At 57.2% G+C, this 25,634-nt stretch carries 26 protein-coding genes; 9 read left to right on the top strand and 17 right to left on the bottom strand.

From position 1 onward, the window contains the following. Positions 1 to 22: 22 nt before the first annotated feature. The 4 genes from HKX41_00810 to HKX41_00825 all read right to left on the bottom strand — a co-directional run bounded on the left by HKX41_00810 (position 23) and on the right by HKX41_00825 (position 4,347). Positions 23 to 979: a formimidoylglutamase gene (locus HKX41_00810; GenBank protein ID NNC22698.1), complete on the bottom strand. Its 957-nt coding sequence runs from the start codon at positions 977 to 979 to the stop codon at positions 23 to 25. Next, a complete protein-coding gene (locus HKX41_00815; protein ID NNC22699.1) occupies positions 972 to 2,180 on the bottom strand; it encodes an imidazolonepropionase in 1,209 nt (402 codons plus the stop codon). Before HKX41_00815 ends, HKX41_00810 begins: the two co-directional genes overlap by 8 nt. Positions 2,181 to 2,538: 358 nt before the next feature. Continuing rightward, a complete protein-coding gene (gene hutC / locus HKX41_00820) occupies positions 2,539 to 3,270 on the bottom strand; it encodes a histidine utilization repressor (GenBank protein ID NNC22700.1) in 732 nt (243 codons plus the stop codon). Between the two features lie 342 nt (positions 3,271 to 3,612). Further along, positions 3,613 to 4,347 (bottom strand): class I SAM-dependent methyltransferase, encoded by a 735-nt coding sequence (locus tag HKX41_00825; protein NNC22701.1) that lies wholly within the window; start codon positions 4,345 to 4,347, stop codon positions 3,613 to 3,615. 220 nt (positions 4,348 to 4,567) lie between these two features. Here HKX41_00825 and mnmC point away from each other — a divergent pair, with 220 nt between their 5' ends. Continuing rightward, positions 4,568 to 6,568, top strand: coding sequence for a bifunctional tRNA (5-methylaminomethyl-2-thiouridine)(34)-methyltransferase MnmD/FAD-dependent 5-carboxymethylaminomethyl-2-thiouridine(34) oxidoreductase MnmC (gene mnmC / locus HKX41_00830; protein NNC22702.1), 2,001 nt, complete (start codon positions 4,568 to 4,570; stop codon positions 6,566 to 6,568). Between the two features lie 56 nt (positions 6,569 to 6,624). On the opposite strand, the gene HKX41_00835 is transcribed toward mnmC, so the two are convergent. Next, entirely contained in the window at positions 6,625 to 7,182 is a 558-nt protein-coding gene (locus HKX41_00835) for a hypothetical protein (protein ID NNC22703.1), read from the bottom strand. 238 nt (positions 7,183 to 7,420) lie between these two features. Between HKX41_00835 and HKX41_00840 the strand changes: the two genes are divergently transcribed. Beyond that, positions 7,421 to 9,130, top strand: coding sequence for an FAD-dependent oxidoreductase (locus tag HKX41_00840; GenBank protein NNC22704.1), 1,710 nt, complete (start codon positions 7,421 to 7,423; stop codon positions 9,128 to 9,130). Positions 9,131 to 9,164: 34 nt separating this feature from the next. Here the strand turns inward: HKX41_00840 and HKX41_00845 are convergent, their stop codons facing one another. Then, a complete protein-coding gene (locus tag HKX41_00845; GenBank protein NNC22705.1) occupies positions 9,165 to 9,758 on the bottom strand; it encodes a DUF2452 domain-containing protein in 594 nt (197 codons plus the stop codon). A gap of 196 nt (positions 9,759 to 9,954) precedes the next feature. Between HKX41_00845 and HKX41_00850 the strand changes: the two genes are divergently transcribed. Further along, positions 9,955 to 10,701 carry a branched-chain amino acid ABC transporter permease gene (locus tag HKX41_00850; GenBank protein NNC22706.1) on the top strand — a complete coding sequence of 249 codons (747 nt, stop codon included), beginning with the start codon at positions 9,955 to 9,957 and terminating at the stop codon, positions 10,699 to 10,701. Further along, positions 10,698 to 11,024, top strand: coding sequence for an AzlD domain-containing protein (locus tag HKX41_00855; GenBank protein NNC22707.1), 327 nt, complete (start codon positions 10,698 to 10,700; stop codon positions 11,022 to 11,024). Before HKX41_00850 ends, HKX41_00855 begins: the two co-directional genes overlap by 4 nt. Before the next feature lie 7 nt (positions 11,025 to 11,031). Here the strand turns inward: HKX41_00855 and HKX41_00860 are convergent, their stop codons facing one another. Continuing rightward, entirely contained in the window at positions 11,032 to 11,913 is an 882-nt protein-coding gene (locus HKX41_00860; GenBank protein ID NNC22708.1) for an EamA family transporter, read from the bottom strand. Positions 11,914 to 11,947: 34 nt separating this feature from the next. Between HKX41_00860 and HKX41_00865 the strand changes: the two genes are divergently transcribed. The 4 genes from HKX41_00865 to HKX41_00880 are packed head-to-tail and all read left to right on the top strand — an operon-like array spanning position 11,948 to position 15,517. Beyond that, positions 11,948 to 12,451, top strand: coding sequence for a hypothetical protein (locus tag HKX41_00865; GenBank protein ID NNC22709.1), 504 nt, complete (start codon positions 11,948 to 11,950; stop codon positions 12,449 to 12,451). Next, positions 12,448 to 14,025: a murein biosynthesis integral membrane protein MurJ gene (gene murJ / locus HKX41_00870; protein ID NNC22710.1), complete on the top strand. Its 1,578-nt coding sequence runs from the start codon at positions 12,448 to 12,450 to the stop codon at positions 14,023 to 14,025. The genes HKX41_00865 and murJ overlap by 4 nt, the downstream gene beginning before the upstream one ends. Before the next feature lie 4 nt (positions 14,026 to 14,029). Next, positions 14,030 to 15,010 (top strand): bifunctional riboflavin kinase/FAD synthetase, encoded by a 981-nt coding sequence (locus HKX41_00875; protein NNC22711.1) that lies wholly within the window; start codon positions 14,030 to 14,032, stop codon positions 15,008 to 15,010. Between the two features lie 3 nt (positions 15,011 to 15,013). Continuing rightward, positions 15,014 to 15,517 (top strand): lipoprotein signal peptidase, encoded by a 504-nt coding sequence (locus HKX41_00880; GenBank protein ID NNC22712.1) that lies wholly within the window; start codon positions 15,014 to 15,016, stop codon positions 15,515 to 15,517. Between the two features lie 49 nt (positions 15,518 to 15,566). Here the strand turns inward: HKX41_00880 and HKX41_00885 are convergent, their stop codons facing one another. From HKX41_00885 to HKX41_00905, 5 genes are all read right to left on the bottom strand, one after another. Next, positions 15,567 to 15,992, bottom strand: coding sequence for a prepilin-type N-terminal cleavage/methylation domain-containing protein (locus HKX41_00885; GenBank protein ID NNC22713.1), 426 nt, complete (start codon positions 15,990 to 15,992; stop codon positions 15,567 to 15,569). Next, a complete protein-coding gene (locus tag HKX41_00890; protein ID NNC22714.1) occupies positions 15,982 to 18,549 on the bottom strand; it encodes a hypothetical protein in 2,568 nt (855 codons plus the stop codon). The genes HKX41_00885 and HKX41_00890 overlap by 11 nt, the downstream gene beginning before the upstream one ends. A gap of 187 nt (positions 18,550 to 18,736) precedes the next feature. Further along, positions 18,737 to 20,026 (bottom strand): ISL3-like element ISPpu12 family transposase, encoded by a 1,290-nt coding sequence (locus tag HKX41_00895; GenBank protein ID NNC22715.1) that lies wholly within the window; start codon positions 20,024 to 20,026, stop codon positions 18,737 to 18,739. 21 nt (positions 20,027 to 20,047) lie between these two features. Then, a complete protein-coding gene (locus tag HKX41_00900; protein ID NNC22716.1) occupies positions 20,048 to 20,560 on the bottom strand; it encodes a signal peptidase II in 513 nt (170 codons plus the stop codon). A 3-nt stretch (positions 20,561 to 20,563) separates the two neighbouring features. Next, a complete protein-coding gene (locus HKX41_00905; protein ID NNC22717.1) occupies positions 20,564 to 21,460 on the bottom strand; it encodes a cation transporter in 897 nt (298 codons plus the stop codon). 95 nt (positions 21,461 to 21,555) lie between these two features. Here HKX41_00905 and cadR point away from each other — a divergent pair, with 95 nt between their 5' ends. Next, positions 21,556 to 21,963 carry a Cd(II)/Pb(II)-responsive transcriptional regulator gene (cadR, locus tag HKX41_00910; protein ID NNC22718.1) on the top strand — a complete coding sequence of 136 codons (408 nt, stop codon included), beginning with the start codon at positions 21,556 to 21,558 and terminating at the stop codon, positions 21,961 to 21,963. Positions 21,964 to 21,971: 8 nt separating this feature from the next. Here cadR and HKX41_00915 read toward each other — a convergent pair whose 3' ends face one another. The 5 genes from HKX41_00915 to HKX41_00935 form a co-directional block, all read right to left on the bottom strand. Continuing rightward, a complete protein-coding gene (locus HKX41_00915) occupies positions 21,972 to 23,045 on the bottom strand; it encodes a hypothetical protein (protein NNC22719.1) in 1,074 nt (357 codons plus the stop codon). Between the two features lie 104 nt (positions 23,046 to 23,149). After that, positions 23,150 to 23,758 carry a hypothetical protein gene (locus tag HKX41_00920; GenBank protein ID NNC22720.1) on the bottom strand — a complete coding sequence of 203 codons (609 nt, stop codon included), beginning with the start codon at positions 23,756 to 23,758 and terminating at the stop codon, positions 23,150 to 23,152. Then, positions 23,745 to 24,599 (bottom strand): prepilin-type N-terminal cleavage/methylation domain-containing protein, encoded by an 855-nt coding sequence (locus HKX41_00925; protein NNC22721.1) that lies wholly within the window; start codon positions 24,597 to 24,599, stop codon positions 23,745 to 23,747. Before HKX41_00925 ends, HKX41_00920 begins: the two co-directional genes overlap by 14 nt. Continuing rightward, positions 24,551 to 25,075, bottom strand: coding sequence for a type IV pilus modification protein PilV (pilV, locus tag HKX41_00930; protein ID NNC22722.1), 525 nt, complete (start codon positions 25,073 to 25,075; stop codon positions 24,551 to 24,553). The genes HKX41_00925 and pilV overlap by 49 nt, the downstream gene beginning before the upstream one ends. Next, positions 25,072 to 25,590, bottom strand: a complete 519-nt coding sequence (locus tag HKX41_00935) for a prepilin-type N-terminal cleavage/methylation domain-containing protein (protein NNC22723.1) — start codon at positions 25,588 to 25,590, stop codon at positions 25,072 to 25,074. Before HKX41_00935 ends, pilV begins: the two co-directional genes overlap by 4 nt. Positions 25,591 to 25,634: the final 44 nt, after the last annotated feature.

Below are 25,634 nucleotides of genomic sequence, written 5' to 3' on the forward strand. Positions count from 1 at the left end.
TTTCTCGTTCGGTGTGTCGGTTTCAGGTATGACAAGCCAATTGATGGACCAGGCGGGCGGCTACCCGGGCGGTGCGTTTGTCGATGTCATAGTCGGGGTTGAGTTCAGCGATATCTGCGGCGCACAGCTTGCCGCTGTCGCGTACAGCATCGATTAGCGGTTCGAATCGAGCCAACGACACGCCGCGGGCTGCCGGGGCGCTTACACCGGGTGCCTCGCTGCTCGGTAGGCCGTCGAGATCGATGGTCAGATACAGGTAATCGCAGTCAGCGATAAACGCCTGCAGATCATCAGCGACGGTATCCGGCCCCCGTTCGAGATCGCGATCCTCGTGTACGAGCACACCCAGCTCGTGGGCGCGTCGGTACAGCGCTGCTGTGTTGGATGCTCGGGCGACGCCGAGACAGGCATATCGAAACGGCCAGCCGCGCGCCTCGCAGTCAGCGGCGATCTGATTGAAGGGCGTGCCGGAGGAGCGGATTTCGGCCGGGTCGCGTAGATCGAAGTGGGCATCGAGATTGACGATGCCGATGCGCGGCTGGGTTTCGGACGATGCTAGGTGAGTCGCGATCCCTTGCCAGCTCGCGAAGGCGATTTCATGGCCGCCGCCCAGCAGAATCGGACGCTGGCCGGCCCTCATCAAGGCCGCGGCGCGCTGACCTAGATCGTACTGCGCCTGTTCCATCGCATGGCCGTTCGTGTCGTCGCCACAAACGATATCGCCGGCATCGTAGATGCGTTGCTGGTCGTCAGCATGCCAAGCCATATTGGCAAGTGCTGTGCGGATGGCTTGAGGTCCTCGACGTGCGCCCGGCCGGCCTTTATTGCGTGCCACGCCGGCATCGGATGCCAGACCCAGCAGTGCGATGCCCGGGTCAGTCTGGCCTGTCCATGGTTCGACGCACTGATGCCAGCGCAGGCTATCGGCCTCCGGATCGATACGGCCCTGCCAGGATGTCATGTCCACGGGATCAGCCATGGGTGATCTCGCCTGCGATCACACGCTGGTGAAGCCGGTTCGGCTGGACGGCATACGCCAACTCGGCCGGCGTTTCCACATTCCATACGCATAGATCAGCGGGGGCACCGGCGGCTAGCTGACCCAGCTCGGGATGGCCAAGTGCGCCAGCCGCATTGCTGGTCATACCGGCGAGCGCCTCCTGGGGTGTTAAGCGAAACAGTGTGCAGCCGAGATTGAGCATTAGTGTCGGCATAAACAGCGGCGAGCTGCCAGGGTTGGCATCGGTGGCCAAACTCATTGGGACGCCGGCTTGCCGTAATGTCTCGACCGGCGGCTTTTGAGTCTCAGCCAACGTGTAGAACGCGCCAGGCAGTAACACCGCCGCGCTGCCGGCATCGCGCAAGGCGGCTACGCCGGTCGCGTCTAGATACTCGATATGGTCGGCGGATAGGGCACCGAAGCGTGCCGCCGCAGCTGTGCCACCGAGATTCGACAACTGCTCGGCGTGCGCCTTTATGGGCAGCCCATGCGCTGCGGCCGCTTCGAACACGCGTTCGCATTGCGCCACGGAAAACGCGATTGTTTCGCAGAACACGTCTACCGCATCGGCCAATCCTTCGGCTACGGCGGCGGGTATCATCTGCTGACAGATGAGATCGATATAAGCGTCGCTATCGTTTTTATACTCGGGCGGAATGGCGTGGGCGCCGAGCAGGGTGGTTGTCACATGGATCGGGAAACGTTGTCCGAGATGTCGGGCAACGCGCAGCATTTTGAGTTCGTCGGCGACGGTTAGCCCGTAGCCGGATTTGATCTCGACCGTGGTGACGCCGTCATCAATCAAAGCCTGCAGACGCGGCGTGGCACGCTCGAATAGTTCGTTTTCGCTGGCAGCTCGGGTGGCATACACCGTGCTGAGGATGCCGCCGCCGGCATTGGCAATTTCGGTATAGCTTGCGCCTTCTAAACGCATTTCGAATTCACCGGCCCGCTGGCCGCCGAAAACCAGATGCGTGTGGCAATCGATCAGCCCCGGCGTCATGACCCCACCGCGCCCTTGTTCCGATGCCTCGTCAAGTGTGCGCGCGTCGAGCTCAGCCTCGGGGTAGATGGCTTCGATGGTCGAGCCGGCAATAACCACGGCCATCGGTTCAGTCATCGTCCGATGGCCGTCGAAAAGTGTCATGTCACGCCAGACCTGGCGATGCGGTGTCGTCATGGTTGCCCCGGTATCTCTATATGTATATACATTTCCAAAAGGCGTCGTTGGTTGCAATAGCTCTAATACCAAAGTAGAAGGCATAGAACAATTATTGACAAGCAACTGATATTGGTCGCAAGCAAGTTGGCCCGGAGACCTCGCCTGCTACTTGAGATCAGACCAGCTATATGTATATACAAATGCGGCGAAGTGGCTGGTTCTATCGGTGCTAAGCATCAACCGGGGGCATCCAGTTCATGTGCTGGCTATAAGTGTGCCGTCGTACGGGTTTGTGGGCGTCCGATTAACGCTCCCGCCTGTTGGGTGTTTATTGACGGCAATGCCGTTGCCTGATCGCGTCGTGCTGGCTGGTGCCTCAGGTGGAATGACGCCTTGAGCGTGCATTTTTGGCCATGATCGCGCGCAGCTTATAGCGCCCGCCCGGATAGATGAGGTGGGCGTAGCTGATCAGATGATCGGCTGACCAAGTCCGGTGTGCCAGGCGTAGACAGGCTTCGCTCGGCTCGAGTTCCAACCATTCAGCCGCCTGCGCGTCCACGTTCAGTGCCTCCACGATATGTTCCATATCGGAAATGGGGCAGGCGGCGACGAGAACTTCATTGGGGGTGTGGTGGGCAAAATCGGTTTGCAGGTAATGGGGCACCCAGTGTGGATTGACGTAACGATCCTCGAGCTGGATCGGTACGTCGTTTTCGCGGTGGATGATCGTGGTATGGAACACGGATGTGCCCAAGCGGACCCCCAGTCGCAATGCCACATCATCATCGGCGCTGGTGGTTTCACGACGGACTACGTCGTTGCGATATACATGATCGCGCCCGCGGACTTCATCGGCGATATTGTGAATCTCTAAGAGCGAGGATTCGGCCTTGCGGTGGGTTACAAACGTGCCTAATCCGGCATAGCGAACCAGATAGCCGTCATTCACAAGCTCCCGGATCGCTTTGTTCGCCGTCATGCGACTGACGTCGAAATCCTCGGCCAGCTGTTCCTCGGGAGGGATCTGGTGATCGGCCGGGAAGGTGCCGCTCTGGATGCGCTCGAGTAAATAGCACTTGATTTGACTGTAGAGTGGAGACGAAGCCATAAGTTCTGTCCAAGGGCTATGCCATCGTTGGCTGTGGATATACTCAGTCGATAGTGGCCATATACATGCGATCAACGCGATGGTGTCGCCGACCGAACCGAGCTCGCAAGCAGGGCCCGAAATGGAGAGCCTAACCTATGCATGCGATCGGGAGCAGGCGGCCGATGGGCGCGTTATTGTCGATCTCGCGATAAGTTCAAATTAAGTCGGCCCACATGCCTTGGTGGTCGCTTCTGGATGGGGACGCGATGCTAGCCTTTGCGCCGATTCTTGTTGGCGTGCTGATGCGTACGGTTATTACCTTCCAGTGCCTTGATCCGGTTGGTGGTCTGATTGTTGGCTTTAGTGGATGCGACAGCGCAGCAGTACTTCGCTGATGGCCTCCGTTGTGATGAGGCCGGTGTGCAGTTGAAGTGGCTTCTGTCGATGCAGTCCGATTAGCATGAACAGTTGGTTGTAGCACCACATCGCGCGCCGTGGATGACGGGCTAAGTAACGCATGCCCCAATCCACGAGCTGCGGATGGCTGGGTTTCATGCCAAAGGCGGCACTCGCTTCGATATGAAACCCGGTGGCGGCCGCTAGCGCATGCAGTTCGTCGGCGCTATACCGTCGACAGTGGCCAACGATGTCGTCGAACGCACGCCATTGCGAGGCATGTAGGGGCACCGACAACCACAGTTCGGCGCCGGGCCGTGCGACACGCGCGAGCTCATGTAATGTGGCATGGTCGTCGGCCGTGTGCTCGATGACATCGAACGCCGCAATCGCGTCGAACGTGTGGTCATCAAACGGCAGTTGTTCGACTGTGCCAGCACATATGTGACCACCGGCCTTTGCCAGTTTATCGAGGGCTGGTCGAGACAGGTCGACGAAATGCGTGCCGCTGATCGGTAGTCGTGGCCGCAGGCCCGGTCCTAGTTCGAGTCTTGGCGTATCGGGCGTGTTCAGATGCTCGAGGTGTGGCCAGGTATTGAATTTGGTCGGAGAAATCAGATGGGCCGAGCGCCAGAGGTCATTATAGAAAGATAAATTACGTCGGCGCGCTTTGGCTGCTGGGTTATGTGGCGTTGCCATGTTCTTGCTCGATCCGCTCGCATCGCGCGTTGCGCATCCTGTCCATGTCGAGAGCATACGCACGCTCGGCACAGCATATAAGCTCGTATCATCCACGTTGTGCACAATGCTTGGGGATAAGTATGTGTAGGAAGTGGGTGCGAAAGTCTTGATCGGTTATAAGGCGGCGGTTTGGCCAGCGTTGATTATTTTTTGATCAATTATCCGAGGGCGTTACGTGATGGCTGAGACAGCGGCGGATAAGCGCCTTGGGGGCGTAGCCAACGCCTGTATCTACTGGTCGGATCGTGTGCCGATCGATGCCGATTTTGGCGATGTCTATTTCTCCACGTCTGATCCGATCGCGGAATCGGATCACGTTTTTATCCAAGCCAATGATTTGTCCGCTCGATGGGCTGATTGGGGGTGGGGCCGACCATTCGTCGTAGGCGAGATTGGCTTCGGCAGCGGCTTGAATATCCTGCGCGCGGCGGCTTGCTTTTTGAGTCAGGCGCCGTGCGAAGCGCGCCTGCATTGTGTCTCGGTCGAAGCCCGGCCGCTTGACGTGGCCGATGCCGAAAGGCTTTTGGACTATGCCGAGGTTGGCGGCGATTGTCGCGCAGCATTACTCGATCAATGGCCGCATGCGGTGGCTGGCGTCCATCGGCTCGTGCTCCATCCACGTGTCACGCTGGACCTGCATCTGGGCGCGGTCGAGACAGCATTGGCGGATATGGACGCCTGTGTCGATGCCTGGTTTCTCGATGGTTTCGCACCGGCGCGCAATCCCGCGATGTGGCAGACATCGGTTTTGAACGCGGTGGCCGATCTCTCGCGACCAGGCACGACGTTGTCCAGTTTTACCAGTGCCGGTTGGGTGCGGCGTGGCCTCATGGCAGCCGGTTTCACCTGTAAGCGTGTGCCGGGTTTCGCCGGCAAACGCTCGATGTTGACCGCGCGGCTGCATACGGATGCTCAGCCACAGCCAAGCCGTGGCCGCGCTGCGTGGACGATGCGGCCAGAGCCGATCGAAAAACCACGTCGGGTTGTTGTCATCGGCGCCGGGCTGGCGGGCACGACAGCCGCGAATGCACTGGCCGCGCGCGGTTTGTCGGTTACGGTTTTTGACCCGGCCGGCGTTGCGGGCGGCGCCTCGGGGAACCGCCAGGCGGCGACCTATATTCGGCTACCGGCCGGGTTGGACGTGACCGGCGCGTTTTATCTTGCGAGCTTGAATTACACGCTTGCTTGGTTGAGGCAACTCGATCCGGCCCGGCATCTATGGCAAGACTGTGGTTTGTTGCAGATTGCGGCCAGTGCACGGGAGGCTGACCGGCAAAAGCGTGTCGCGACAGGCTGGGCGTTGCCCGAGACCATGTTGCGGTGTGTCGATCGCGTCGAAGCCGCCGCGTTGGCCGGTGTCGAGTTGGGCAGTGATGTGCGCGGTGGGCTCTACTATCCGGCCGCAGGCTGGGTTTACTCGGCCGAGCTCTGTGGTTGGCTCCTGGCACGCCACGGGCTAGAAGTTCAGGCTGAACGTATAACCAATTTGGTGCCGAGCCAAAATGGCTGGCGCGTCGAATCCGACACCGGGCGATCCGAAATATTCGATACGGTCGTAGTCGCCGCCGCTGACAAGGCGAGCTCACTTTGTCCGGATTTGCCCGAACTCGAATTGGTGCGTGGGCAGGCGAGTGAGTTCGCGGCCAGCGAGGTGAGGGGTGAGATCGCGCCCCGTTGCGTGGTGTGTGCTAACTCGTATGTGTTGCCGTCAGACGGCGCTCGGCTGACTGTCGGCGCGACGTATGCAAGCAACGATCCGGATGCCAACGTCCGCGCGAGGGATGATGCCGCCAACGTCGATGGTTTGGCTGCTACGACGCCGTTGCTCGCACGAGCACTCGGTGAGGCTGAACCAGTCAGCGGCCGTGTCGGTTGGCGTGCCGCGATGCCGGATAGTCTGCCGCTGGTCGGGGGTGTGCCGGATCGAAGTCAGTGGCTTTCGGCATATGCTGCGTATCGCCACGATGCGAAAACCCCGTTGTCAGCGCAGCCTTCGCACTGGCCTAATCTGTGGGTCTGTGCCGGGCATGCTTCGCGCGGCGTTGTCAGCGCGCCGCTGGCGGCGGAAATAAGCGCATCGATGATTTGCGGCGAACCGATGCCGGTTGCGCGATCACTGGTCGACGCGGTTAACCCTGGCCGATCCATGATTCGCGCGCTACGCCGGTGTGAAATCTAGGCCGGGGCGTGCCACGCAGCGCATGTGGCCCGCCGTGCCACACCCCGGCCGGGTATTTAGTTGCCGGTTACGTCAGCCGCGCTTTCGGCCGCTGAATGGACCGCGTTTTTCGCACTTTCGTACAGATTTTGGCTGCCCTGTTTAATATTGGTCCAGGCGCTGTTAGCACTGTCCTTGGTCTTTTGCCAGGCGTCCGAGGCTTGCTTTTTGCTTTTGGTCCACCACGAGTTCGAATATACTGGTTGGTCCTTGAGTTGTTTGGCACTCATGTCAACGATCACGGTGTAATCGGGGTGGGTTGAATCCTGGTTGCCTTGCGTTTTTACGCGCACCTGATTGGTATTGACGACGTACGATTTACCGTCCAGCCCGAGGGTATCGTCGCTTTCGACCACGAACGAGCTGATGCGCATGCTGTTATCGAAGACGATGTCGTCTAGCTCGCCAACCTGTTTATGGCCATCTTTGGTGTAGACATCGGCATCGAGTAATTGGTCGGCCGAATAAAGCCCTTGCGGCTTGTTATTGGCCAATGCCGTGCCGGGTACGGCGAGTGCGATTGCTAACGCGGCCGGGGCGATCAGCCCGAGCGTCTTGTTGTTTGAATGTTGCATCGAAATCTCTCCTTGAGTTTGAAGGCACTATGTTGGCGTTGTACCGCGTCGGTCGTGCGCCAACGTGTCACCCGTTCGGACAATATAATGTATCGAAAGTTTAGGTATTGTTGATAACGATATCCAACCTGTTTTTCATAAGCGCTGGAAACAGCGTAGGTCGGATGTAAAGCGCGAGGTTTGGGTGTGCCTAGCCGTTCGGCTGTGTAGCACGCCCAAACAATAATGGGAGACGCCGATGGGGCTTCGTGAAAGTAATATCACCCAGCTTAAAAATGATGTCTACGACGTTTTAGTGATCGGCGGCGGGATCAATGGCTCGGTCAGCGCTGCGGCGCTGGCTGGCAAAGGCGTCAAAACCGGCCTGATCGACGCTGGCGACTGGGCTGGCATGACCAGTGAGCACACCTCGAACCTGGCTTGGGGCGGCATCAAATACATGGAGTCTTATGACTTCAGGTTGGTGCGCGAACTTTGTAAGAGTCGCAATCATCTGATGCACAACTATCCCTCTACGGTTCAGGAAATCCGTTTTCTGACCACTATCATGAAGGGGTTTCGGCACCATCCACTCTATCTCTGGGCCGGCACTTGGCTGTACTGGCTCATGGGCAACTGTTTCACGCGCATGCCGCGGTTGCCATCGCTAGCCGCGCTCAACCGCGAGGAGCCGATTGTCGATACGTCGAATGCAACCGGGTGTTTCGAATATTCCGATGCCTATCTGCACGATAACGATTCGCGCTTCGTGTTCAATTTCGTGCGTTTGGCGATGAATAGCGGCTGTGCGGCCGCTAACTATGTCGAATCGGTATCTGCGACGCGCACCAACGGGCGCTGGCAGGTACAGCTTAAAGATTCACTCACCGGTGAAACATTCGATGTCGAGGCCAAGGCCATTGTCAACGCGTGCGGACCGCTGGCCGACGATTACAACGAGCGCATTGGCGTCAAGACCGAACACGCGCACGTTCTGTCCAAGGGCATCCACATAGTCGTCGATCAACAGACGCCGAACAAGCGCGTCCTGGCTTTTTTCGATGACGATGGACGATTGTTTTTCGTCATCCCCATGGGCAATCGCACCTGTATCGGTACGACCGATACGCGCACCGAGAATCCACGGCCGGAAGTCACCGACGCCGACGTCGATTTTTTGTTGAAAAATATCAATGAGCGGCTGACCCTCGACAGACCGCTGGCACGGTCTGACATCATCTCGACGCGCTGCGGCGTGCGCCCATTAGCGGTCCAAGCGGATGCTGGCCAGGGTCGAGATTTCTTGCAACTGTCGCGCCAGCATCACATCGATTTCGATGCTGACCAGGCACATCTCAGCATTTTCGGCGGCAAATTGACCGATTGCCTCAACGTGGGCGATGAGATCACTGAACGGATTGCGTCACTCGGCATCGCAGTGCCATACCCGAAATATCGCTGGTACGGCGAGCCGCCCGACAGCGTGCGTGACGAGTTTTTCCACCAAGCGCGTCTGATGGACCTGGATGCGATGACGTCGGCGGCCGCCTCCGAGCCGCTGTCCACGCGCCTGTGGCGGCGTTATGCGGCCAACGCTATCGGCATGCTCGAAAAAATCCGGGAAGACCCGAAACAGGCCGAGATCTTGATCGAGGGTACGGAATATCTACGTTGCGAGGTCGGTCAGGCCGCTCAGCGCGAAATGGTGACCAAGCTCGAGGATTTCTTGCGGCGGCGCTCCAAGATCTCGATGGTTAGTGACACCGCAACCATCCGCCAATCGGATGGTTTGATGGAAGCTTGCAGGATCCTGTTTGGCGACGATGCACAGGCGCGTTTCGATGAGTACTTCGTCGCGCGCGGGGTAGAGCCGAGCGCTGAAAAACAGTCGCCGGCTGACGCCGAGCCGCTGGGTCATAACGATGTGGTTGCAGCAGATGGTGAAGTGTCCGAACCGCTGAACTGGTAAGTGGTCGTATCGCTTGGAGGGCGGCGGTGCGGCCTCAAGACGCGTCGCTATCCGTGGTGTCTTGGCGCCGGTTGGCAATGAGCCCTTGGGCTTCGCGATAGCCGAGCTCGCGGATGCCTGATTGGGCCATGGAACTGCCCAGCGAATGTGACAAACCGTAGGCGAATGCCTGCCCGTAAAATGATGTGTTGCGTTTGAATGTCGGCAAACTATCGGCCATCGTATCGGCCGCTTCGAGGTCGCGTTCAAACGCTGCCCGCTTGTCGGCCAGAAATGCCATGAATGCCTCATCATTGGCCACGGCGTCGGCCAGCTCGAGGGTCCAGGTCAGATCGCTTTGCAACTCACAGACGCCGATAAAACGCCCGGCAACCGATTCGCCAAGACGTGTTGGCGGCGTCAGGGCCAGCCAAAATTGGTCGGGTTGTTCGTAGAGATAGTACGGTTTGCCGACAACCGGCTGAAATCGGAATGTCGATTCCAGTATAAATAGCGATGTAAAAAGCTCGGCCGAAACCTGTTCGATGTGTTTCGGTGGGACTTGGTCCGCGATCACACGCTGAGCATCGAGGTTTGCGAGGATCGGCGACAGACCCTTGCCCTGTGGGTTGGGAGTGTTCTGACTCATGGTGTCGGCGCGCCTAACGCGCCGGGTTGAAATTCACCATTACTCTAACAATCGGGGCGACTGATTTCGCGATTATTGCCAGTGCGCGCCATAATGGTTGCGCGTCGTCGTGGCCATGTTTTTTTGCTGATTTGATGAGAAACGCCATGAGCCGTATCCGATACAAGCTGCGCCTCCAGCGTGCGGCATTTAATTCGTGAAGCATCAGGCTGACAGCGAAGTAGCGGACAGTGCTTCAGCCGACGGGAATTGGCGCGCCGATTTCCTGGCCGGTGTACGCGTCGTGTCGCCGGTTCTGGTCGGCATATTGCCGTTCGCTTTGATTGTTGGCGTCTCGATGGCACAGGCTGGATTCTCGATCGCTGCGGCGGGGGTGATGTCGCTGTTGGTATTCGCCGGTGCGTCGCAGTTGGCCGCCGTCTCATTACTGTCAGCCGGTGCGCCGGTGGCAGTGGTGGTTTTGACCGTGGTCATCATCAATCTGCGCTTTGTCATGTACAGCGCTTCGCTATCGCTCTATTTGCACCGTCTAAGTGCGCCGGTGCGGGCAATGGTCGCCTATCTGTTGAATGATCAGGATTATATGCTGAGTCTCTACGCGTTTGAGCAGCGCTCGAATACGCGTTCGCGCCTGGCGTTCTTTATGGGGACAGCGTTGCCGCTCTGGTTGGGTTGGCAGTCGGCCACGCTTGTCGGTGCAAGCCTCGGCGCTGGGGTGCCGTCTGCCTGGCGACTCGATTTTGCCGTGTCGTTGACTTTTCTAGCGATGCTGGTGCCGGCCGTGCGTGACCGGGCAGGGCTATCAGCGGCCGTTGTCGGCGGTGGCGTGGCCGTTGCACTGGCAGGCTTGCCGTCCAATCTCGGCCTGATCATTGGCGCTGCGGCCGGGGTTCTAGTGGGCATTGCCGTGCGTCGTGTAACAGGCGTGCGAATCGCGCGATGAACGGCGTCGGACTTTGGTTGACGATTGTGGTCGCGGGCGTGGCGACGTATCTGCTTCGCTGGTCGTTTCTGGGTTTTCTCGGGCGCTATCGTATGCCTGATGTTGTCGCCGAGGCGCTGGATTTTGTACCGCCGGCCGTGCTCGCTGCGATAGTGGTGCCCGCTGTTGTTAGCCACGACAGCGGTGCGCTTGTATCGATATTCGAGCCGCGGCTCTGGGCGGCCGTGATCGCCGGCGTCGTCGCGTGGCGCACCCGGAGTATCTTTTACACGATCGTCGTCGGCATGGCGGCACTCTGGTTGCTGATCGCCCTCGGTGCGTAAAGCGGAGTCAGGCGGCAGTCGATGTGCTCGGTTTATGTGGCGGCGTGTCGCGCACGAGACGTGTGGCCGCCAGGGCCAGAAGAATCACGGCCCCGCCAGCGGTCAGGCGGATCAGGTTGGCGTCGTGGTTCCAGATGACGATGTTGACGAGCAACCCGGCCGGCACCAGCACGTTGTTCATGACCGCCAATGCCCCGGCGCTGACCTGCGTCGCCCCCGAATTCCACAACAGGTAGCCGACGCCGGACGAACCCAGCCCGAGCCAAGCCAGCACAGACCACTGCATGCCCGTCGTCGGCAGTTGGTGCCAGTCGCCGAACAGGCCGAACGCCAGCGCGGCTACTGGTATGGCGCCGATAAAGAACCAGCCAAATACATGCGTCGGGTTGTAGGAGGGGAGTTTTTGTACCAGCCGACGATAGGCGACTTGGCCGATCGCGAAACACAGATTCGCTGCCTGGATCAGACAGAAGCCGACCCAAATGTTGTTACCGACACCGTGGTAGCGGATGATTGCGGCACCGGCGACCGCGCCGCCCGCAGCCAGCAGATAGATAGGGCGGAAACGCCGTACCATCAGGTCGTCCAGCAGGCTGATATAGATGGGTGTGGCAACCGTAAATAATATGAGCTCCGGCACCGATAGCCACAGGTAGGCTTGATATAGGCAGATGTACATGAGGCCGATCTGTACGGCGCCGATCGCCATCAGACCGATAATTGCGCGTGGCGGGATCGCACGCGGCCGCAGAAATGGTGCGAGTAGTAGACTGGCCAGCGCGAGTCGGGTCAGTATCGAGAAATAATTGTCGACCTGGCCACTTAGATAGACGCCGATCAAGCTAAAGGAAAATGCCCAGAGGGCAGTAACGGTCCAGAGATAACCCATGCAAGCTCGACAGTCGGCGAATCACAACCACGCTATGATGCCAGCAATTTGGAATCGCTTGAACTGCGTTCGTTCGTTCACGACCGTTGTCCATGAAACCGAACCCACCGACGGCGTGACCCGGCGCGTGGTCGGGCACGCACAGCCGTCGTTGGAAGACGACGGGCAAACATTGCGCGTCGCTGAAAATGGTTGGCTATATTTGCCCGGCAGCACACGCACGCTGGCCACATCGAATGTTTATTGCTGGCGCGTCGAAGCAGGGCAGTTGGCGCTAAGCTATGACCGCGCGCAGATCGGACGTTCGGCTCGACTAGTTGTGTTCGAGCCCGCATCGGCGGTCGGTTTGCAAAGCGCGTCGCCGCACTGTTGTGGCGCGGATCGTTATTACGCACACGTGACGCTTACTGGCGAGGATATCGAGTTGAGGTGGCATGTCGTGGGTACGGCCAAGAATTACATCATGATCACCCGCTACAGGCCGCATACGCTGCAAGGTCAGGCGACAGTATCCAGCGTAAGCGCGACTGACCAATGAAAGGGCGAGCGACACTACTAAAAGCGGCCGGCTCGGTTGGCAGCATGACGTTTGTCTCGCGCATCCTCGGTTTCGTGCGCGACGTAGCGTTCGCTACGTTATTCGGGGCCGGCATGGGCATGGACGCGTTTTTGGTGGCGTTTAAAGTGCCCAACTTCTTCCGGCGTTTGTTCGGCGAGGGGGCGTTGCGCCAGTCGGTGGTGCCAGTGCTGTCGGATACGCGAACCAACGCGTCGGAAGCAGAGGCGGCCGACCTCGTGAATGCGGCGAGCGGGACGCTGGCGGTCGTTCTGCTCGGCGTAACTGTCGTTGGCGTATTGGCCGCGCCGGGGCTGGTCTATGTCTTCGCGCCGGGGTTTAGCGACGACGCGTCTCAGTTTCATCTGACCAGCCAATTACTGCGCCTGACATTTCCCTATCTGCTTTTTATCTCGTTGGTGGCATTGGCTGGTGCCGTGCTAAACACTTACCAGCGTTTCGCTGTGCCGGCCTTCACGCCGGTGTTGTTAAACGTGTGCTTGATTCTGGCGGCTGTGTTCGCCGCGCCTTTGCTGGAGCGCCCGGAGTTGGCACTCGCGATCGGCGTACTGGTCGCCGGTGCGGCGCAGCTTGGGTTTCAATTGCCGTTTCTCGCGCGCATTGGCTGTCTGCCGCGGCCGCGCTGGGCCTGGCGTGACCTACGCGTCCAACGCATCCTGAAGCTCATGCTGCCGATCATCTTCGGTGCTTCGGTTACCCAGATCAATTTGCTAGTCAATACTGTTATTGCTTCACTGCTGGCGGCAGGTAGTGTGAGCTGGCTTTACTACGCGGACCGGTTGATGGAATTCCCGCTCGGCGTGTTTTCGATCGCGATCGCGACCGTCATCCTGCCGAACCTGTCAGCCCGCCACGCCGAAGCATCCACGTCCGGGTTCGCTGCAACCATGGATTGGGCGTTGAAACTGCTCGTTTTGCTCGGTATGCCGGCCATGTTAGGTCTGTTCATGTTGGCTGGCCCGCTGGTGACTACGCTGTTCGGTTATCATTCGTTTACGCCACACGATGCGCGTATGAGTGCCTACGCGCTGATGGCGTACGCCTTGGGATTCATGGGCTTTTCATTCGTCAAGGTGTTGGTTACAGGGTTCTTTTCGCGCCAGGATTCGCGCACGCCGGTGCGCTGTGGCGTGATCGCTATGTCGTCTGCGATGCTGTTGAACGTGGTGTTTGTATTGTTTTTCCAATGGCGCGGTTGGACAGCACCGCACGCGGGGCTGGCACTGGCAACTTCGGCGGGGGCGTTTTTAAATGCCGGGCTGTTGTATTACTACCTGCGCAAAAGCGGGGTTTACGTGCCGGGGCGCGATTGGCTTGGCTTTTTATGCCGCGTTGCGTTGGCGTGTGGTGCCATGACCGTAGTGCTGGCGTTCGGTGGCTGGGATTGGTCGCGTTGGCTGGCGCGCCCATTGGCGCTCAGGATCGGCTGGCTCGCGGCGTGGATCGCAATTGGCGCGGCGGTGTATTTTGCCGTTTTGTTTGTTAGTGGCTGGCGGCCGCGACAACTCCAACGCGTGGAAATAAGCACCGGATGAGTCGGTGTCCAACGATACGAGCCCGGAGTTTCGCTTGAAACTCGTTCGCAACGTCCAGACGATGCCGCCGCTGCCATGCTCGTCGGCGCTGACCATCGGTAATTTCGATGGGTTTCATCGCGGCCACCAGGCGATCGTGGCACGAATCCGCGAGCACGCCCGGCAGACCGGCGGTGTGTCCGTGGTTATGAGTTTCGAGCCTATGCCGAGTGCTTGGTTCGACCCTGACAATGCGCCGGCACGCCTGCTCTCAATCCGTGACAAGCTGACGTTCATCGCCGAAGCCGGTGTCGATTATTTCGTCTGTGCGCGATTCAACGCGGATCTAGCCGCCATGTCGCCGGAACAGTTTCTGCAGGACCTGGTTGTGAGCCGCCTGCGCGCTGCGTTGGTAGCTGTCGGCGACGATTTTCGTTTCGGGGCACACCGTGCCGGCGATATCGATATGATCCGTCGTTTCGGCGCCGCTTACGATTTCGATACTGAATCTGTGCCGGAAGTCATCGATGACGGCGAGCGCATCAGCTCGACCCGTGTGCGGGCCGCATTGGCGGCAGGCGAGGTTGAGACCGCGAACCGTTTGCTCGGCCGGCCTTACGCACTCACCGAACGCGTCATTCGTGGCCAGCAACTCGGTCGCGAAATTGGCTTCCCGACGCTCAATCTTTATCTGGCGCACAGTCCGGGGCTGCGTTACGGCGTCTACGGCGTGCTCGTTAACGTTTGCGATGGTCCGCATGCAGGCGCCCAACTCACGGGCGCGGCCAGTTTCGGCGTGCGGCCGACCGTCAATGGTCAAACGCCGTTGCTCGAAATCTACCTGCTGGATTTTTCCGGCGATCTTTATGGTGCTCGCGTTTCTGTATCATTCGCTACGTTCATCCGCGATGAACACCGGTTCGACGATCTGATGACCATGACTGAACAAATGCACCGCGACATCGCGGCCATTGCCGAGCACTTCGGCCAACCCTCCGGCATTTGAGATATGAGTGATTCCGGCTCCAGTGACAGTGAGGCGCCGCCACGTGTGCGAAATGTGCAGTGGCTATGGCTCGCTGTTGCAATCATCGTGCTTGATCAGGTGGCCAAGCAGCTTGTTATCACCGAGTTGTCGCTCTACCGGCCGTTAACGCTTACATCGTGGCTCAACATAACGCTGATGCACAATACTGGTGCGGCGTTCAGCATTTTTAGCGAGGCCTCGCCGTGGATGTTTGCGGTGTTGGCCGTGGCCGTTGCCGCTGGCATCCTCGTCTGGCTTTGGCGCCACCCGTTCAGTGAGCGTCTAAGCGCCGCGGCCTTGGCTCTGATCGCGGGTGGTGCTCTTGCTAACGCCATCGATCGCGTTACCCGCGGTCACGTTGTGGATTTCATCGATTTCCATATTGGCGCGTGGCACTATCCTGCTTTCAATATCGCGGATAGCGCGATTGTAATCGGCGCGCTCGGGGTTGCACTCGCTGCGTTTTTACCGGCGCGGCAGGCGTAGCGTACGCGGCTGAGGCCGCTGCAGTTGCTGGGCGATCAGCCCGTGCGGGCTACCAGCAGTTGCCCGGATCTGAAGACGACTGCTGGCCGTTGGCTCGCAGTGTGTACTGTGTGCAAGCGTCGTTTGTTTGGTCGCCTCGAGCGTTGGCGATCACCTTGAAGCCGCTAACCGAGCTGTCCGCGGACACGGTGTATGCTTTGTTATCCGTAGTTTTGTCCACGTTGATGCTCGCCAGGTTCTGCGGGTAGTGGTGAACCTGTGCGTAGAACTGCTCACCGCGGTTCACGGCTTTTTTGAGTGTGGATTTGGCGTCAACTCGCCGTGCATGACGCACTTGTGACAGGTATAGCGGATAGGCGATGGTCGCGAGGATCGTGACCACCAGCACGACGATCATTAGTTCGATTAGTGTGAAACCGCGGTAGGACCGTGCGCTCTCGCGATACATGTGTGGCGTGCCCGTTTTAGCCGCCACGTCGGATTTCGCGCCAAGTGATGCGCTTGGCCGTTGAACCTTGAGCGGTGGTTAGCGTTTGGGTCGTCTCATCCGAATGTGGGGTCAATGTGGTCTTGGCGCCGTTGGCTTTGATCATCGTGATCGTGCCTGCCGAGATGCCTTGTTGTGTGGTCTGATAAATGGCCGCTTCGCCGCTATTGATGGTGTCCGTGGTGGTAAAGCGGCCGTCGCCGTTGACGTCGAATGCGGCATTGGCGACTGGACCGCCGGTATAAGGGTTGAGCCGATAGAGTCTGCTCGTGTCGCTGGGATTACAAAGCTGGCCGGAGGGCGCTGTGGAGGCGCCGGTTAACACGACCTTGCCTTTTTGCCGGATAAGCGCCCACTGGTTGATAATTCGTTGTCCATTGGTGCCGAGGTCAAGCCGCCAGCCACGGTCGATGTTGTCGTATGTGTCGGCTGTGCCGCGCTGGTAGTGCACATCGGTGGTGGTATCGCCGATGCTGCCGAATATCTGGTCGTTGTCGGCGGCTGTCGCCTTACCAAGGCTGCGGTCAGCGAGATCGCTTGGCTCGATTTGTGTCGAAACAAACCCACGATGGGTCGCTGTCTTTGTCGCGCCCGCATCCCAGAGGCCGTAGACGTAGTTCTTGCGTGTTCTTGCGTCGGTGCCGGACGCGTCGGCGGCTTCTAGATACTTGCCCGAGCCGAAAAACACCATGACCCCGCGCGGTTTGGCCACCTCCGGTGGTCCACGGCTGACAATCGGCGCCGCAGTGATTGGCCGTGGATGTTTTTGGTCGCCGTTGGTGCGCCGCTGCGTCGTCTGATAGAGCAGATGGGCAGTCCAGCTGCCTTTGTTGGTGTCACTCAGATCAAACCGCCACATATTGCCGTGCAGGTCGCCAGCATAGACGTAATCGGTAATTAAATCGCTGTCGCTGTCGATCGAGTACGGGCTGCTCATACCGTTTGGCCCTGATCGTGGCGCTGGTGCGTTGTCGTTACTGGCCACGAATTTCTTGATCAAAGCGCCATCGGACAGTTTGACGATATACAGAACCGCTTTGTTGTCCTTGCTGTTGTAGCCGTTGCCGAATATCGCAACCCAGTCGCCATTGTTCAGCTGTGCGATCAGCGGTTTGCTATAAGTCAGGCCGAGTTCGGCAAAATCGCCGTTGTCTGGGGTGATATCCCAGAGCACACCTTGCTCCAAAAATTCGCCGGGACGCGTCACATCCAAGGCGAAAACGCCCTTGCCGCCACCGCGCAGGCCGGCGACGAGCACCGTCGCCCAATTATTGTCGATGACGGCGTCGCTAACGGTCGGTGTTGCATCGGCGTAGAACCGATGTGCGGGCGTTTGAGCCGTTAGCTCATGGATTTTGGGGCGTACTGCGGACGGAATATAGGCAAACAACTCATTACCACCGCCGCGACTTTTCGGCTCGGCGCTGAACGCGTGCAACATGCCGTCATTGGCTTCGACATAAATCGCTGAGGTGCGGTTGTTGGTGTTATTCATGAAATCGCGGTAGCTGTTGATTGCGTCACCGCTGTATTGATTGATGTAACCAACAAGGTCAGGCCGAGAGCCTACGTAGGCGGGCGTCGAATGAACGATGTCGCCGAGCACGGTCCCGTTGCGGGTGCGGAAGTCGCCGAGCCGGGTGCTCGCGTTGGCCCTGTCGCCGCGAATGTATTGAATTGTGGCTTTAGTCAGCTTATCCGAGTTGGGGAAGCTGTTGGCTTGGTCGGGCGTGAATTCGACTGTGGTATCGGCTGTGTGGGTATAAATAGTGCGGCCCGAGGGATTTTGAATATCGCCGTTTTGTGCTTGCCAGCCGTCGCCGAATGGTATGGCGTTGAAATTCGGCATCGTGTTGCCGGTAAATGGGTAAGCTCGGAGTATGCCTTGGCGCCCCTGGAATGAAGCCTGATAGATGAACGTTCCAGCAGACGCTTTGTGTCGGTTGGCTGCGAGCTTATTGCCCCTTAGCGGCTTGTTCAGAATTTGTCTCAAGATTTTCGAAAACTGTTTCTTGAGTTCGGTTGGCCGGGTCGCGCTGCGTAATCGACCTCGACTGTTAACCGCCGCATGCCATAGGTCGTCGATTTGTCCTGGTGTTGATTTCGCAGCGCCGCGCGAGCCGGGTAGCTCGCTTTCGGAGGGCCAAATGCCAGCGGTCACATTGGTTTTTAGGCTTTTATTCTTATTTGCTGATAGATCAGCCCCGGTTTTGTATGGGTTAGGTTGGTTGTTCGTGCCGAATGTGTTGCCTGACTGCCTTAATGTGACGCCGAAAAATGTGACATGTTGTTCGGATCGGCAATCGAGTGATGCATCGTGGTTGGTTTTTTCGCATCGGTTATCCGTCCCAACCGGCGCATTCTTGACGAGCTCGTCCCAATCACCTTGCTCGTCACGGTTCCAGTTCGATGGTTCGGGTGGCGCATCTAAGTTGTAATAGTATTTGGCGGCTATGTCCGCCATCGTGTTTTTCACCCCGTCATTATCATTATCGCCAATATCGAGGTTGTTGCTACGTCCGTAGCCATCCATGACAAGAATCATATAATTCTTCTGACAGGGGGATTGCACGAACCCCTTCTTCTCGAACCTCGACCCTAGGAAATTCAACGCTTTTGTATCGTGTGCGCCGCTACTTAGATTGGCATCCAGGATTCGAGTATTGAATTTGTTGGGTATACGGATTTAATGGTTGATGGGGCACCTTCACCCCATCAATCTGATACCACTCTCAGATGGTTGATAGATCGACTCCGTAGTTGAGTTCCTCTGCGAAGTCCGGCAGTCCGTAACCGATGGTTTTCTTGTAGAAAGGAGAGACCTTCGCAGTCGGTGCCTTCTTCTTGTGCTTCGTGGTGTAGAGCATTCGTGCCCGCATCACCTCGAAGGAGTAACCGCGCCCTTCACGGTTCTTGTCCTTGGCCAGTCGGTTGATGGACTCCGTGTAAGCGTTGGTGACGGGCATGTCCGTCTCGAAGTAGGTCATGGTCTCTTCGCGCCAGTTTCCCACTGCCCTGACCAGATCGCTCCAGACTTCCTTTTGGCCCTTCGGGATGGTGGCTATCCACTCGTCCAGGGCGGCTTCTGCCTGGAGCCGTGTGGTGGCGTCCCAGATGCCGTAGAAGCGCTCCTTGTGCTCGTAGGCGGCCAGCAGTTGCGGGAACGCGCCTGTCCAGGTCTCCATGATGAGGCGCTCCCGGTCTGAGACTTCGTGAGCGCGTTTCAGCAGGATTTTCCGGTCTCCCTTGAGAGTCCGGCTCTGGGACGGTTTCAGCTCCTTTCTGAGGCCCTTGCGCACTCTCTCTAGGGCATCGTTGGCCATGCGCACCACATGGAACTTATCGACCACGATACGGGCCTGGGGCAGCACAGCCTTGACCGCTGCCCGGTAGGGGTTCCACATGTCCATGCTGACGATCTCGACCTTCTGCCGGTCTTTCAGCTTCATCAGGTAGTTGGTCACCACGTCCTGGCGGCGGGTGGCCAGCAGGTCGAGCAGGGTTCGCTCCTCAATGTTGGTCAGAATGCAGCGGTAGCGCTTGTTCAGGTATAGCTCGTCAATGCCCAGGATGCGGGGCGTCTCGAAGCGGTGCCAGCGCCCCAGGAACTCGGCGCGGGCGTTGAAGATGTCGCGCACCGTCTTCTCGTCCAGGCCGGTCTGTGCCGCCACAAAGGTGTAGGGGTGGTTGAAGGATTCCTTCTCCACGTACTCATGCAGCCGCAGTGTCATACGGAATCCGTCCACCATCTCCGGTAGCTGGGGCCTGAATGTTGTCTTGCAGGCCCGGCAGGTGTATCGGCGGCGGACCACCCAGAGAGTGACCCGCTTGCCGTGGATGGGCAGATCACGATAGGGAACGTCACGCTTGCCGAACCGTACGAACTCACCCTGCACGCCGCATTCCTCGCAGGCGATGGGATCGGGCACGTCCACCTGGAAGTGCATTTCGTCGTCGGTTGATTTGCAGCCCAGTACTTGGTATTGCGGCAGGTGAAGGATGTTGTCGGGAAGTTCGGTCATGGTGTTGTATAGGCGTAGGTGTCAGTCAGATCCATCCGGCTCGGCATTGGTGTTTGCTTTTTTACCCAACAAGCTGCTGGAAACGAAAAGTAAGGCACCGAGGACAATTGCAATATCAGCCAGGTTGAAGGCCGGCCAATGCCAGTCTCGCCAATAGAAATCAAAGGAATCCACAACATAGCCGCGAAAGACCCGGTCAATCAGGTTGCCCATGGCGCCACCGAGGATAAGACTGTAAGCGATGGCTTCTCCTTTATGACGATTTTCAAGGATCAGCTTGATCAGAAAAATCGAGACCACTACCGCGATTCCGATAAAAAAGTAGCGCTGCCAGCCTCCACCATTCGCAAAAAGACTGAATGCGGCACCGGTGTTCCATAGGTGCACCCAGTTAAAGAACGGGGTCACCGAAACATACTCGCCATAGGCCATTGATTGCTGCACCAGCCACTTTACAGCCTGATCAGACGCTGCCAGCAGGCCCGATATGGACAATAGGGCATACGGCGAGAGCTTTTTGCCAATAATGAGCATTATTTAACCCTTCAACGCCAAAATGCGTCTGGCACCGTTAAGTACAATGCCCCCCGCGATGGTGCCGATAATCAGATCCGGATAATTGGAACCGGTCCACGCGACCAGGGCGCCGGCGGTGATGACCCCCAGGTTGATCACCACGTCGTTGGCCGAGAATATCCAGCTTGCCTTCATGTGCGCCCCGCCTTCCCGATGTTTGGATATGAGCAGCAGACAACTGGTATTGGCAATCAATGCGACGAATGCGATAGCCATCATCACCAGCGATTCAGGCTCACTACCGAATACAAAGCGTCTCACCACCTCTACGAGCACGCCCACAGCCAAGATCAGTTGCAGTACACCAGCAAGATGCGCGGCACGTACCTGCATTTTCACGCTATGTCCAACCGCATAAAGGGCAAGCCCGTACACCGCCGCATCGGCAAAATTGTCCAGGGATTCTCCAATCAGGCCGGTGGACTGGGCGATCAGACCGGCAGTCATTTCCACCACGAACAGAAGTGCATTGATGCCGAGCAACCAGCGCAGGGTCCCGGATTCTTGCTTAGCAGAAGCTGCCGAAAACTCGGCGGCCTTGATGGTCTCCGGATTTGCAGCGACGGTTTCCTGAAGCGAGGCGCCTAGCCCCAAGGTCTTCAGTTTCGAGGTGACGGGCTCGACCTCGCCGTCATGCACGACCTTCAGCCGGCGGTTCGACAAGTCGAAGGACAGCGCCCGAATCTCCTCAAAGCCGTTCAGGGCTAGGCGAATCATTCGTTCTTCTGATGGACAGTCCATCTTCGGCACGGCATAAACACTGACCCATCTCCCTGGCGCCTCGGAGGAGGCCTGTATATCGGTATCCGCTGCGGACGTTGCATCACCGCCACAGGCGCCACCACAGGATTTGCTCATGATACGACTCCACTTGAACAATGTTGTGGTACCATTTAAAACTATAAAGCTACTATAAGGTCAATAGAGTAAAGAATCCGTTGGGGAGGAGGCTGATGCGCATTGGTCAGTTGGCGCAGTTGGTAGGGGTCGAAACACAGACGATCCGCTTCTATGAACAGCAGGGCTTGTTGCCGCCGCCTGATCGGCAGGACAACGGTTACCGTGTCTATACCGAGAAGCATGGTGAGGGGCTGGCCTTCATCCGTCGCTGCAGAATCCTGGGCCTGTCACTGGCTGAGATTCACGAACTACAGAGCTATCAGGACGACCCTCATCAGCCTTGTACCGCCGTCAACGCCTTGCTCGATGATCACATCTCTCATGTGCGGTCGCAGATAACCGCTCTGCAAGCGCTTGAGAAACAACTCGTTTCACTGAGAGCGAGTTGCAACGATGACCGGGAAGTTGAGGCGTGTGGGGTTCTTGCTGGAATTAGCGAAGGAAACATGCACCAGCAGTAGGTGAAGCATCAACCAGATAATCCGATGAGATGCCGGTCTGTCTCACTCTCATGCAAAGGTAAGATCAACCATTTAATCCGCTTACCCAATTTGTTTCGGTTGTCGTCGAGGTTATAAGGAACGTCGTTGGCAAACCTCGGACGATGATTACTAGTGCAGATGCCGACATTGAGATGGTCGAAATCGTTGAACGCACGCACCAGTGCGTTTTTGATGGCTCCGGAACGGTTTCTGTTATACGCGAACCAGTTGGTGAAGTTACCAACTGCCGCCCGATAATCTGCCGACTTGGTAAAGTTGTCCGGTTTGATTTGGAAACGATAGAAAGGTTGGCTGGTGTTGCCCGGAGCTCGGCTGGTGGATGGCTTGATTTTATTTGTTCTATAACTGGAAAAATATTTGCCGGCTCTGGATTGGGCGTCCTCTTTACTGGCTCCAGTTAAGTAAAACGTGGCAGGAAAAAAATCATATGCGCCCGCGTTGCAAACTGAAGCGCAGTCATCCGGCTTGGGCATACCCTGGCGATAATCAAACTCTCCTGCCGTGATGGCCGTCATGTCGATTTCATCGTCTCGCTCACCTGTTATTTTTCCAGGGACATAGCGGACACGAGTCAAATTTGAAGATTTATCACGATAGTCGGTATCGCCGGGCCAAGGCCTGTATTCCTGTGTTGGTGAGAAATACTGTCGGTTGAAGTCGGGGGATCTTATAAAAGCATAGTCCGGAACGGGTGGAATAGTACTCTTGGTCCTGTTTGGAAAGACCATTTGGTATGCGAGTCCGGAACTGCGCAAATCACCATTGCTGGTAACAAAAGAGCCGTCTCGCCAATACACGTGATTTTGTGCACCGAATAACATCTCGAACTTCATGGCGCTCGAGCCGTCGACTGCAAGCAGCACGGTGGGATCCACGTGAGAACTGGCGATTAGTGGGTTTCTCGGGATGCTTATCTGGTTCGCGTTCGTGTCGGCTTGAGCGCTAATCGCGGCATTAGCGATAATAGTTGACGCCAGAGGAATGACATAAGAAAGGCGCATATAGCCGCTGATACGTTTATTTTTTGTTTTAATTTTCATGATTGTTATCCGCTAGTTGGCAAAACTCGAATAACTTAATTTTTTATGTAAAAAAATTTTATAATCGTATTAAATGTCGTTTTTATTTTCAGTAAATTCTCGTGTTACCGATGGCCGTATTGTTTTTTAAACACACTTTGCGTCACGGTCGTCGTTTGGCTGCCTGGTCCTTGGGTACGCGCGGTTGTCGTGAAGAAATATATGCCGCCGCCGTTGGCTTGCGCGGTCTGGCTTAGCTCTACGCTCGATGCTTGTTGATAGGTGACCCAGTAATCAGTATGTGTGGGCGACGTTCCGCCGGTTGAATAAGGCTGTGCGGCGTTTGGATAGGCTGTGCCGTCAATCCATTTGGAGGGCGCTAAAGACTTTTTCGGTTGGGGCGCAACGTCAATTGCAGCATCACCGCATGAGGTTGTCTGTATCACCACACCGTTGGCCTTTAGCTTGTAGCAATGACTGTTGGGCGTCGGATACCCAGGCGTTGCGCCGAGTACGGACTCGCTGTAGCGGAGTGCGTTATTAGCGGTTTGTCGGGATGCGGCTTTAGCATTTGTGTTGGTTGCCATTTTCTGCTGTAGCGTCGACGAATTGATGCTGGAAAGTGCCAGCAACGTGATGATGACGAGAAACAACAGGGAGGTGATCAGAATGAAACCGTCTTCGTCATGCGTGCGGGTTATGCTCGGGATTGTGCTGACTTTAGTTGCGTGCATTGCGGAAGAGCACCGTTCGGTCGAAGAAGAGAAAGCCGCGACGTGAGTCGTTCACATCAATATCGGGCCCGTTGACGAAGCTAAAACTGCGTGAAATCGGTGTGGAGAGCACACGTTTACGTGTTTGAAATAGCGCTTGGATGCGCAGCGTCAATATCTGACGTTGTTGCCTTGGTTTTAGCGAATCGACGTAGTGATCGACCGACCCGTCGCCGTCGGTATCAAGAGCAAACCGCGTACGAAATGCCCGGATATTATTCAGCAATGGGCGAGTGATTGGGTAACCGGTGCCATCTTTCGGGGCATAGGTGTGGCATTTGATCTGGTTTTTGTCAGTGCCACTGATGTAATATTCGAGAGAGAAATCGGCTACTCTTTCCGAAACAACAGTATTATCGGTTTTTCCAATTTTTTTGCCAAGGCAGTTATGAAGTCCGCCAGCGGCTTGAAATCGGATACGCAAGATCGTTTTCTGTTTGGTTGTCGCTGCGCCGATATAGCTGCCCCGCGCGAGTGTTGGCGCGGATCCCGGGGCTGCATCGCTTTTTAGAATATTTGTCAATTTTTGTGATGGTTCGACGTGATAGCCAGCCTGCGCGATGGCGTCGTCGAGCATCACATTAAGAAGACGTGCGCGCGCCTGGAGGCCGGCTAAAGCGTTCTGTGCGCGTAAGCTGTTTCGGTTGCCGAGCATGATGTGTAGCACGCCGGCCAAAAGAATGAGGGATATGATGAGTGCGATCATCAGCTCGATCAGTGTGAAGCCGGTTTGTTCGGCACGTGAAAATCGCTTCATAGCGTCACCCGCCGTGTCATACAGTAAGTTTTGCGTGCCGAACAACTGTTTGTCACGTCGTCGGAGCTTCCCGAATTCTGATAATTAATCTTGTTGAGATGCCAGGCGATCGTGATTCTGAAGCGGTAGGGTGGCGTTCCCGCGTCGCCAATGCTTTCGATTGACCCTTCGCCACTTGGTAGCGTCCGTGCCAGCGATTCGGCCCATTGATGTAGATCGTGTGCTGCAACTTGCCTGGGCGTGCATGACGAACTGCAATCCTGGCTGGGCACACTGGCCGTGCTTTTCCCGGCATAGTGATTGTTGATGCGTGCTGCATCCGCTTTGTTAGCGCGTATGCGGCTTACCATGCTTTGCATGGCAACAGTGGCTTGAGTCTGGGCTGCAGATGTCTGAGTGTTTTTCAAACTGGCCGTTTGCAACCCAATCAGTCCGGTTAAACCGATCGAAATGATGACAATCGCAACCAGTGCTTCGAGTAGCGTGAAACCGTCCTCGAATCCATCTGTCGAGATCCTCATTCGATATTGGTGCAATGCGCGTTTTTGTCACCATGCACGCTTCGGATGCGCCCCGTTTGCGCGACGATCAGACAAGTTTTATTCGGGGTGTTACTTGTTTGCACGGAGAAACTACCGTTGGTCCCCCGCGCGAAACCATTAGGTCCGAACACAACTTTTGCTGATGCCCGATTCCACTTGATGGTCGGGCGGTTCGAAGTGGGTGTATGCACTGTAATCGGACTGCCAGTACCGTCGTGGCGCTGAATGATCCAGCCGTCACGCCACGCGTCGTTGTTACTGCTGCAGGTGGATTGGTCGGTGCTTGCGCAGAGGGTTATTTTTCGATCGCGTTTGACCGCGGCTGTGCGTGCATGGTGGAGCGCGGCAACAAGGCTGTTCGACGTTGCTTGTATCGCGCTAGTCTGGCCGAGTGACCGATAGGCTGGTACGGCCATGGTGGCCAGTACTGCCAGCACCGCAATCGTGACCATCAGCTCTAGCAGCGTGAACCCGTGGTCGTTTTTTCTTGGCATTGTTATGTGAGGCCGCGCAGCCCTGTTGCTCTACATTACGTCTT

Source organism: Salifodinibacter halophilus (assembly GCA_012999515.1).
Lineage (GTDB): Bacteria > Pseudomonadota > Gammaproteobacteria > Nevskiales > Salinisphaeraceae > Salifodinibacter > Salifodinibacter halophilus.

What these genes read in the sequence shown, in the direction of transcription:
- HKX41_00860 (NNC22708.1), bottom strand. Translation starts at nt 11,913, where the DNA reads ATGGGTTATCTCTGGACCGTTACTGCCCTCTGGGCATTTTCCTTTAGC.
- cadR (NNC22718.1), top strand. Translation starts at nt 21,556, where the DNA reads ATGCGCATTGGTCAGTTGGCGCAGTTGGTAGGGGTCGAAACACAGACG.
- HKX41_00840 (NNC22704.1), top strand. Translation starts at nt 7,421, where the DNA reads ATGGGGCTTCGTGAAAGTAATATCACCCAGCTTAAAAATGATGTCTAC.
- HKX41_00900 (NNC22716.1), bottom strand. Translation starts at nt 20,560, where the DNA reads ATGCTCATTATTGGCAAAAAGCTCTCGCCGTATGCCCTATTGTCCATA.
- HKX41_00935 (NNC22723.1), bottom strand. Translation starts at nt 25,590, where the DNA reads ATGCCAAGAAAAAACGACCACGGGTTCACGCTGCTAGAGCTGATGGTC.
- HKX41_00855 (NNC22707.1), top strand. Translation starts at nt 10,698, where the DNA reads ATGAACGGCGTCGGACTTTGGTTGACGATTGTGGTCGCGGGCGTGGCG.
- HKX41_00880 (NNC22712.1), top strand. Translation starts at nt 15,014, where the DNA reads ATGAGTGATTCCGGCTCCAGTGACAGTGAGGCGCCGCCACGTGTGCGA.
- HKX41_00890 (NNC22714.1), bottom strand. Translation starts at nt 18,549, where the DNA reads ATGATTCTTGTCATGGATGGCTACGGACGTAGCAACAACCTCGATATT.
- murJ (NNC22710.1), top strand. Translation starts at nt 12,448, where the DNA reads ATGAAAGGGCGAGCGACACTACTAAAAGCGGCCGGCTCGGTTGGCAGC.
- hutC (NNC22700.1), bottom strand. Translation starts at nt 3,270, where the DNA reads ATGGCTTCGTCTCCACTCTACAGTCAAATCAAGTGCTATTTACTCGAG.
- HKX41_00835 (NNC22703.1), bottom strand. Translation starts at nt 7,182, where the DNA reads ATGCAACATTCAAACAACAAGACGCTCGGGCTGATCGCCCCGGCCGCG.
- HKX41_00915 (NNC22719.1), bottom strand. Translation starts at nt 23,045, where the DNA reads ATGAAAATTAAAACAAAAAATAAACGTATCAGCGGCTATATGCGCCTT.
- HKX41_00815 (NNC22699.1), bottom strand. Translation starts at nt 2,180, where the DNA reads ATGACGACACCGCATCGCCAGGTCTGGCGTGACATGACACTTTTCGAC.
- HKX41_00825 (NNC22701.1), bottom strand. Translation starts at nt 4,347, where the DNA reads ATGGCAACGCCACATAACCCAGCAGCCAAAGCGCGCCGACGTAATTTA.
- HKX41_00905 (NNC22717.1), bottom strand. Translation starts at nt 21,460, where the DNA reads ATGAGCAAATCCTGTGGTGGCGCCTGTGGCGGTGATGCAACGTCCGCA.
- HKX41_00845 (NNC22705.1), bottom strand. Translation starts at nt 9,758, where the DNA reads ATGAGTCAGAACACTCCCAACCCACAGGGCAAGGGTCTGTCGCCGATC.
- pilV (NNC22722.1), bottom strand. Translation starts at nt 25,075, where the DNA reads ATGAGGATCTCGACAGATGGATTCGAGGACGGTTTCACGCTACTCGAA.
- HKX41_00920 (NNC22720.1), bottom strand. Translation starts at nt 23,758, where the DNA reads ATGCACGCAACTAAAGTCAGCACAATCCCGAGCATAACCCGCACGCAT.
- HKX41_00895 (NNC22715.1), bottom strand. Translation starts at nt 20,026, where the DNA reads ATGACCGAACTTCCCGACAACATCCTTCACCTGCCGCAATACCAAGTA.
- mnmC (NNC22702.1), top strand. Translation starts at nt 4,568, where the DNA reads ATGGCTGAGACAGCGGCGGATAAGCGCCTTGGGGGCGTAGCCAACGCC.
- HKX41_00810 (NNC22698.1), bottom strand. Translation starts at nt 979, where the DNA reads ATGGCTGATCCCGTGGACATGACATCCTGGCAGGGCCGTATCGATCCG.
- HKX41_00865 (NNC22709.1), top strand. Translation starts at nt 11,948, where the DNA reads ATGATGCCAGCAATTTGGAATCGCTTGAACTGCGTTCGTTCGTTCACG.